This is a genomic window from Lysobacter enzymogenes (assembly GCF_017168095.1).
Taxonomy (GTDB): domain Bacteria; phylum Pseudomonadota; class Gammaproteobacteria; order Xanthomonadales; family Xanthomonadaceae; genus Lysobacter; species Lysobacter enzymogenes_D.
In genome coordinates this window covers 8375-14705 of the sequence record NZ_LXSD01000379.1, presented here as the reverse complement: position 1 = coordinate 14705, position 6331 = coordinate 8375, and the positions used below count along the sequence as shown (strand labels likewise).

The window sequence follows — 6331 nt, the reverse complement described above, 5'->3', positions numbered from 1 at the left end:
CAGCGGCCGCGCGCGGGCCGGCGATGAGCGGCGCGCCCCGCGGTTGGCGGCCGTGGCCGCGCAACGTCTGGCTGCAGCGCCTGTTCGTCGGCACGGTGCTGATCGCGCTGGGCTGCCTGGCCTGGGGCTTCTTCTGGGAACCGCGGCAACTGGTCGAGCGCGACTACGACCTGGCCCTGCCGCATTGGTCGCGCGACTGCGACGGCCTGCGCCTGGACGTGGTCGCCGACACCCACACCGGTTCGCCGCACAACGGCCTGGACAAGCTCGACCGCATCGTCGAGCGGCTGATCGCCAGCGACGCGCCGGCGGTGCTGATGGCCGGCGACTACGTGATCCTCAGCGTGCTCGGCGGCACCTACATCTCCGCCGACGAACTGGCCCCGCATCTCAAGCCGCTGACCGCGCGCAAGCCGGTGTACGCGGTGCTCGGCAACCACGACTGGTGGAAGGACGGCGCGCGCGTGCGCGCGGCGCTGGAATCGGCCGGGGTGATCGTGCTGGAAGACCAGGCGCGCAAGGTGAACCTGGGCCGATGCGAGCTGTGGATCGTCGGCATCGGCGATAAATGGGAAACCCGCCACGACGTCGCCGGCGCGTTCGCCGGCGTGAGCGGCGACGCGCCGGTCATCGCGCTGACCCACAACCCGGACCTGTTCCCCGAAATTCCGGCGCGCGCCGCGCTGACCGTCGCCGGCCACACCCACGGCGGCCAGGTGCGGCTGCCGTGGTTCGGCACCCCGGTGGTGCCGGCGCAGATGCGCTACGCCGGCGGCTACATCGTCGAGGACGGCAAGTCGCTGTTCGTGTCGACCGGCATCGGCACCAGCATCCTGCCGGTGCGGTTCGGGGTGCCGCCGGAGATTTCGCGGTTGACGTTGCGGGCGGCGGTGCGAGCGCCAATCGAAACCGCGCACTGAGCGGCGAGGCTTACCTGAAGCCCGGGCTTCGGGATGCGGCGCATTCGCGCCCCTGGCCGCCCACGGCGCCAAGGTCGATGCATCGATGCGCTGCTGCATCCCGGCTTCGGTCAGACGCGGGCTCAGCCGGACTGAGTGCCGTGCCGCCAAGCCCGCGGATTCATCGCGACCGGCCGCCCGGAGATTGAAGTTCCTCGTACGCGACGGCGGGGCCTTGGGGCTGCGCCGACGCTGGCGTCTGAAGTTCGCGCTGCACTTGCTCCATAGGCGGCGCCTGCGCCGGATCGACGCTGACGTGGAACCCCGGCGTGGTTGCGCCGATCCAAATCCTGCCCTGGTTAAAACCGATCTTGCTCGGGTCGACCTGATCGGCTTCCAGTCCGCCTCGTTTGGCTTGCAGCACCGCGTGCGCAACGGCGTGATCGGGCACTTGCTCGGGCAGCCGGTCGCGCACCAGCTGGAAGTAAGCGCGGTCGCTGGAACCGGGTTCGCCCGGCAAGCGCCTAGACGGATCGAGCGATGGCGAAGGTGTCGGCGATTCGGTGGAGCGCGGCGCCGTTTCGGGCGAGCGAGCTCCCGGCGCCAGCGAAGGGCTGCTGTCGGAGAAACCCAGCGGCAGCGCAAGGCCGGGCAGCCCCAACGCCTGCAGGTCCACCTTTATTTCCATTGGCGGCCGGCCCGGATCGGCCAGCGCCGCTTCGTTTTCGGCTTTTTCGGCCATCTCCAAGTTGCGTGCGGTGTAGCGCTCTGCATACCGGGCCTTGTCGAAGAAATACTCGCCCATCGCCTCGATATTTTCCGCAGTGGGAGCGATATCGCCGTTAGGCCCGAGGGTCAGTCCGGGCTTGGGTGTGAAAGTACGCTGGCCGTTCGCGTCGAGACCGACGTCGAAGTAATGCTGCATCTGGCCGGAGGAGGCGTACAGTTTCGCGTACAGCTCTTCGGGCGTGGCGTCGGGATTTTCCCGGCGCACGTGCGCGGCCAGGACGTTGAAACCGGTGATTTGATCGTTTATCTCGCGCGGGCGAAGGGTGTCGTTGTAGGCCTTCAGAACATCGGTGTAGTCGTGGGGCGACGGGCCGTTTGCGATCCGAGTGATTTCGCGTCGGGTGGATTCGGCGTTGCGCGCGATCTCCTCCTTGTTGACCGCGTGCTCGACCTCGTGGCCCAACGCCAGGCGCAGCGTATTGGCCTTCTGCGGATCCGCGCCGGCTCCCTGCAGGAGATCGATCGGCAGCAGGATGGAGTCGTCTTTCGGGTTGAAGCCGGCTATCCAGCCGCTCGCGCGCAGCGCGGGGTCCAGCGGCTTGAATTTGTCGAGATTTCCATCGCCGATCGCGGTCAGCATCCGTACTTCCAACTCCGGCGTGGTCTCGATCAAGGTACGAAGATTGGCTCCGGCGATGGGGTTATCGCGCTCGAAGTTGGCCAGCATGGTTTCGAGCCGTTCCGCGGGCGTAGGCATGGCCGCGCTCCCGCTCACGGCTGCACGCTGATGCGCAGACCACAGATGCAGGCGCGCCCGTCGTCGGGGGCGCGGTCGCCGTAGGTGCGCAAGCTCACCTCGACTTTGCCGCGTGCGAAGGTCAATAGCTCTACCCCGCGAAAGCCGAAACCCGGGTCCGGCGCATGCCCTGCCAATTGCGTCTGCTTGAAATCTTGAGCGGACAATGCGCGCCGATAGCCGTCCAGATCCAGCGTGCAGATCGCGGTCGGATTGGCGGGTCCGCTGCGGTCGGCGCGCGTATCGATGAAGTCGAAATCCAGCCGGCTCGGCGCTTGTCCCTGACGATAGGACACCGAGGCGAGGCTGTAAGCCCAGTCGGAATCGATTCGGCCGGACGCGGCGTACTCGGTGCGGTCCGTGGAATGGATGCGCACGGACAGACCCGTCTGCTGTTCGACATTGTCCGGAGCCAGATCGGCGATGCCGTGGATGCTGTCGATCAGCCTCAGAACGCGGGCAATGAGCTGCCTGGACTCGAGCGGAGCAGAGGCATCGGCGAGCGGATGGGGCATGGCGGCGATCTCCTTGGCCGGCTTGTGGGTTAAGGTCGGTCCGGCGCAGGCCGGCGCGAGCAGCACGTACAGCCAGATCGGTCGGAACCGCGTAGCGAGAGCGGTAGTGGCGTACATGGCATCCTGCGCTGGCGACCTGGAGTCCAGGCTATCGGCGCGCGCGCCGGCTGGAGCCGCATCGGGTCGAATTAGTGGCGTCTGTCGCGAAATCTTGGTGTTCTCGCATCGCAGCGATGCCGAATGGCACGCCTGATGTGGATATCCGCAGCCGCTTGCGCGAATAGGGGTATCGCGGCCCTATGCCAAAGGTCGGGATGACCATCCGCAGACGCCGCCGCTCCCGCCGCGGCGCTAGTTTGTTCGCGGGAAAAAGGGAGCAGCGACCATGCGCGAACTGTGCTCGCGGTGCGGAGGCGAAGACGTGCGCGCGCCGTTGAGCGCGGCGCGCGGCGATGACCGGTGCGCGCGTTCGGCTGAGCGCGGAGCGCGCGCATGAGCGGCCTGCGCAAGGCGCTGACCAGCACGCCGCCGCTGTGGTGGTCGCTGCTCTATTTCTTCTGCCTGCTGTGCGGCTATTACGTGCTGCGCCCGGTGCGCGACGCGATGGGCGCCTCGGCCGACGCGGCCGCGGTGTTCCCGCACGCCTGGATCGAGTGGGCGCGCGGCCACGGCTGGGAGCTCAAGGACTTCGTGCTGCAGGTATTGTTCACCTGCACCTTCGTGGCGATGCTGGCGCTGCAGCCGGCGTACGGCGCGCTGGTCGCGCGTTTCCCGCGACGCGCGCTGCTGCCGGTGGTGTACGGCGTGTTCATCGTCTGCCTGTTCGGCTTCCACTGGGCCTTCCACGCGCAGATACCGGGCCGCGGCATGGCGTTCTTCGTCTGGACCGCGATCTTCAACCTGTTCGCAGTGACGGTGTTCTGGAGCTACATGGCCGACGTGTTCGACGACCGCCAGGCGCGCCGCGTCTACGGCTACATCGGCGCGGGCGGCACCGCCGGCGCGGTGCTCGGGCCGATGTTGACGCAGTGGTTGGTGCAGCCCTTGGGCGTGGCGAACCTGCTGTTGGTGTCGGCCGGATTCCTGTCGGTGTGCGTGCTGTGCGTGGTGCGGCTGCGGCCGTGGGCGATCGCGCGCGAGCGCGCGCAGGGGCTGGTGAGCGGCGAGGGCGCGATGGGCGGTTCGGTCTGGGCCGGGCTGCGCCTGGTGTGGCAGCGGCCGGCGCTGCGGGCGATGGCGATCACCTTGTTTTTCAGCGTCGGCGCGGCGACCTTGCTGTACAACCAGCAGTCGGCGATCGCGCGCGAGTTCTACCCCGGCGCGGAAGCGGCCACGCGCTATTTCGCCCGCATCGACAGCGCGGTGAACCTGCTGGCGATCCTGACCCAACTGCTGCTCACGCGCTGGCTGCTCAATCGCTACGGCGTCGCGCCGGCGCTGCTGATGCCGGGATGGATCCTGCTGCTGGGTTTCGCTGCGCTGATGGCCTCGCCGCTGCCGATGATGGTCGCGGTGGTGCAGGTGCTGCAGCGCTCCAGCGAATTCGCCTTGTCCAAGCCGGCGCGCGAAACCCTGTACACGCGCATGGACCGGCCTTCTCGCTACAAGGGCAAGGCGGTGATCGACACCGCGGTGTTCCGCGGCACCGATCTGGCCTTCGTCTGGATCCACAAGGCCGTGGCCCTGCTCGGCACCCAGGCCGTGTTCGCCGCCGGCGCGCTCGCCGCCGCGGGCATGACCGCCGGCGCCTGGAGCATCGTGCGCGCGCAGCGCGGGCTGCCCGGCGCGACCGATTCCGTACCGTCCATCGAACCCAACCCACGAGGTGCCGCATGACCATCGATCGCCGCGATTTCCTCGTCGCCGGCGCCGCCGCCATGAGCCTGCTCGCGTTGCCGGGCGGCGCGCTCGCCGCCGCCAAACCCAAGCCGCTCAAGCCGCTCAAGCTGCTGGTGCTCGGCGGCACCGGCTTCCTCGGGCCGCATTTCGTCGAGGCGGCGCGCAAGCGCGGACACACGCTGACGTTGTTCAATCGCGGCAAGACCAACCCGGACAAGTTCGCCGGCGAGGACTATCGCGACATCGAGCAACTGCACGGCGACCGCAAGACCGATCTGAGCGCGCTGCAAGGCGAGCGGCAGTGGGATGCGGTGCTCGATACCTCGGCCTACATTCCGGCGGACGTGACGCGCTCGGCCAGGCTGCTCGCGCCGAAGATAAAGCAGTACGTCCTGGTCTCCACCATTTCGGTCTACGCCAAGAACGACGTGCCGAGCGACGAGAACTCGCCGCTGGCGGTGCTGGCCGATCCCACGGTCGACAAGGTCAGCAACGAAACCTACGGCGGGCTCAAGGCGCTGTGCGAGAAAGCGGCCGAGGCCGAGCTGCCGGGCCGCGCGACCGTGGTGCGGCCGGGGCTGATCGTCGGCCCGGGCGACAGCAGCGACCGTTTCACCTACTGGCCGGCGCGCGCCGACCGCGGCGGCGAGATCCTCGGCCCCGGCAGCGCGCAGGACCCGACCCAGTTCATCGACGTGCGCGATCTGGCCGCGTTCCTGTTGACGACGATCGAACGTGCCCAGTTCGGCATCTACAACGCCGACGGCGCGCCGGGCGCGCTGACGATGGGCGCGGTGCTGAGCGAGTCGCAGCGCGCTTCGGGCAAGAAGTCGAGCGTGACCTGGGTGCCGGCGGATTTCCTGGAGGCGCAGAAGGTATCGGCCTGGGGCGACCTGCCGGCGTGGATTCCCGCGCGCGGTGACTACGCCGGCTTCGGCCGTACCTCGGTGAGCAAGGCGCGCGCGGCGGGGCTGACCTACCGCCCGCTGCGCGAGACCGTGCGCGATACCTTGGCGTGGTGGCGCAGCTTGCCCGAGGAGCGGCGGGCCAAGCCGAAGGCTGGGTTGTCGGCGCAGCGGGAGGCCGAAGTGTTGGCGGCGTGGCATGCGCAGGAGAAGCGGGGCGGTTGAGCTAACGGCTGGTTGCGTCCCTGGCCTCGATCGTGGGGGTATCGCCATAGCCATCATTCCGGTGGAGGCCGGAAGCCAGGTTGTTGTTGGCGTTGCTCTTGGCTTGTCGCCAGGCGTGGCCGGCGGGCGGAATTTGTCGTAGGTGGATTGGCGCGGTCGCGACTTGCGTCGCTCCTACAGGGCCTGCGGCGAGTTTCGTTTCCGACTGTAGGAGCGGCGCGAGCCGCGACTGCGACACCGCAACGACGACGAAACCTGCGCAATGGCTGTGGTTTCGCGGTCGCGACTCGCGTCGCTCCTACAGGGTCTTCGGCGAGTTCCGTTTCCGACTGTAGGAGCGGCGCGAGCCGCGACCGCGACACCGCAACGACGACGAAACCTGCGCAATGGCCGTGGTTTCGCGGTCGCGACTCGCGTCGCTCC

The 6331-nt window shown here is 68.4% G+C and carries 5 protein-coding genes; 3 read left to right on the top strand and 2 right to left on the bottom strand.

The annotated features are described in order from the left end of the window. Positions 1-920: metallophosphoesterase (locus A7A76_RS15415; protein WP_206412009.1), on the top strand; the 920-nt coding region annotated here is incomplete at its 5' end. Positions 921-1080: 160 nt separating this feature from the next. Here the strand turns inward: A7A76_RS15415 and A7A76_RS15410 are convergent. Continuing rightward, the gene (locus A7A76_RS15410; RefSeq protein WP_206412008.1) at positions 1081-2355 is read right to left on the bottom strand and encodes a hypothetical protein; all 1275 of its coding nucleotides are present in this window, start codon (positions 2353-2355) and stop codon (positions 1081-1083) included. Positions 2356-2399: 44 nt separating this feature from the next. Next, positions 2400-3056, bottom strand: a complete 657-nt coding sequence (locus A7A76_RS15405; protein WP_206412007.1) for a hypothetical protein — start codon at positions 3054-3056, stop codon at positions 2400-2402. Between the two features lie 375 nt (positions 3057-3431). On the opposite strand from A7A76_RS15405, the gene A7A76_RS15400 reads away from it, so the two are divergent. Together A7A76_RS15400 and A7A76_RS15395 are read left to right on the top strand one after the other, a co-directional pair. After that, positions 3432-4775, top strand: a complete 1344-nt coding sequence (locus A7A76_RS15400) for an NTP/NDP exchange transporter (RefSeq protein WP_206412006.1) — start codon at positions 3432-3434, stop codon at positions 4773-4775. Next, positions 4772-5908 carry an NAD-dependent epimerase/dehydratase family protein gene (locus tag A7A76_RS15395; protein ID WP_206412005.1) on the top strand — a complete coding sequence of 379 codons (1137 nt, stop codon included), beginning with the start codon at positions 4772-4774 and terminating at the stop codon, positions 5906-5908. Before A7A76_RS15400 ends, A7A76_RS15395 begins: the two co-directional genes overlap by 4 nt. Positions 5909-6331 lie beyond the last annotated feature (423 nt).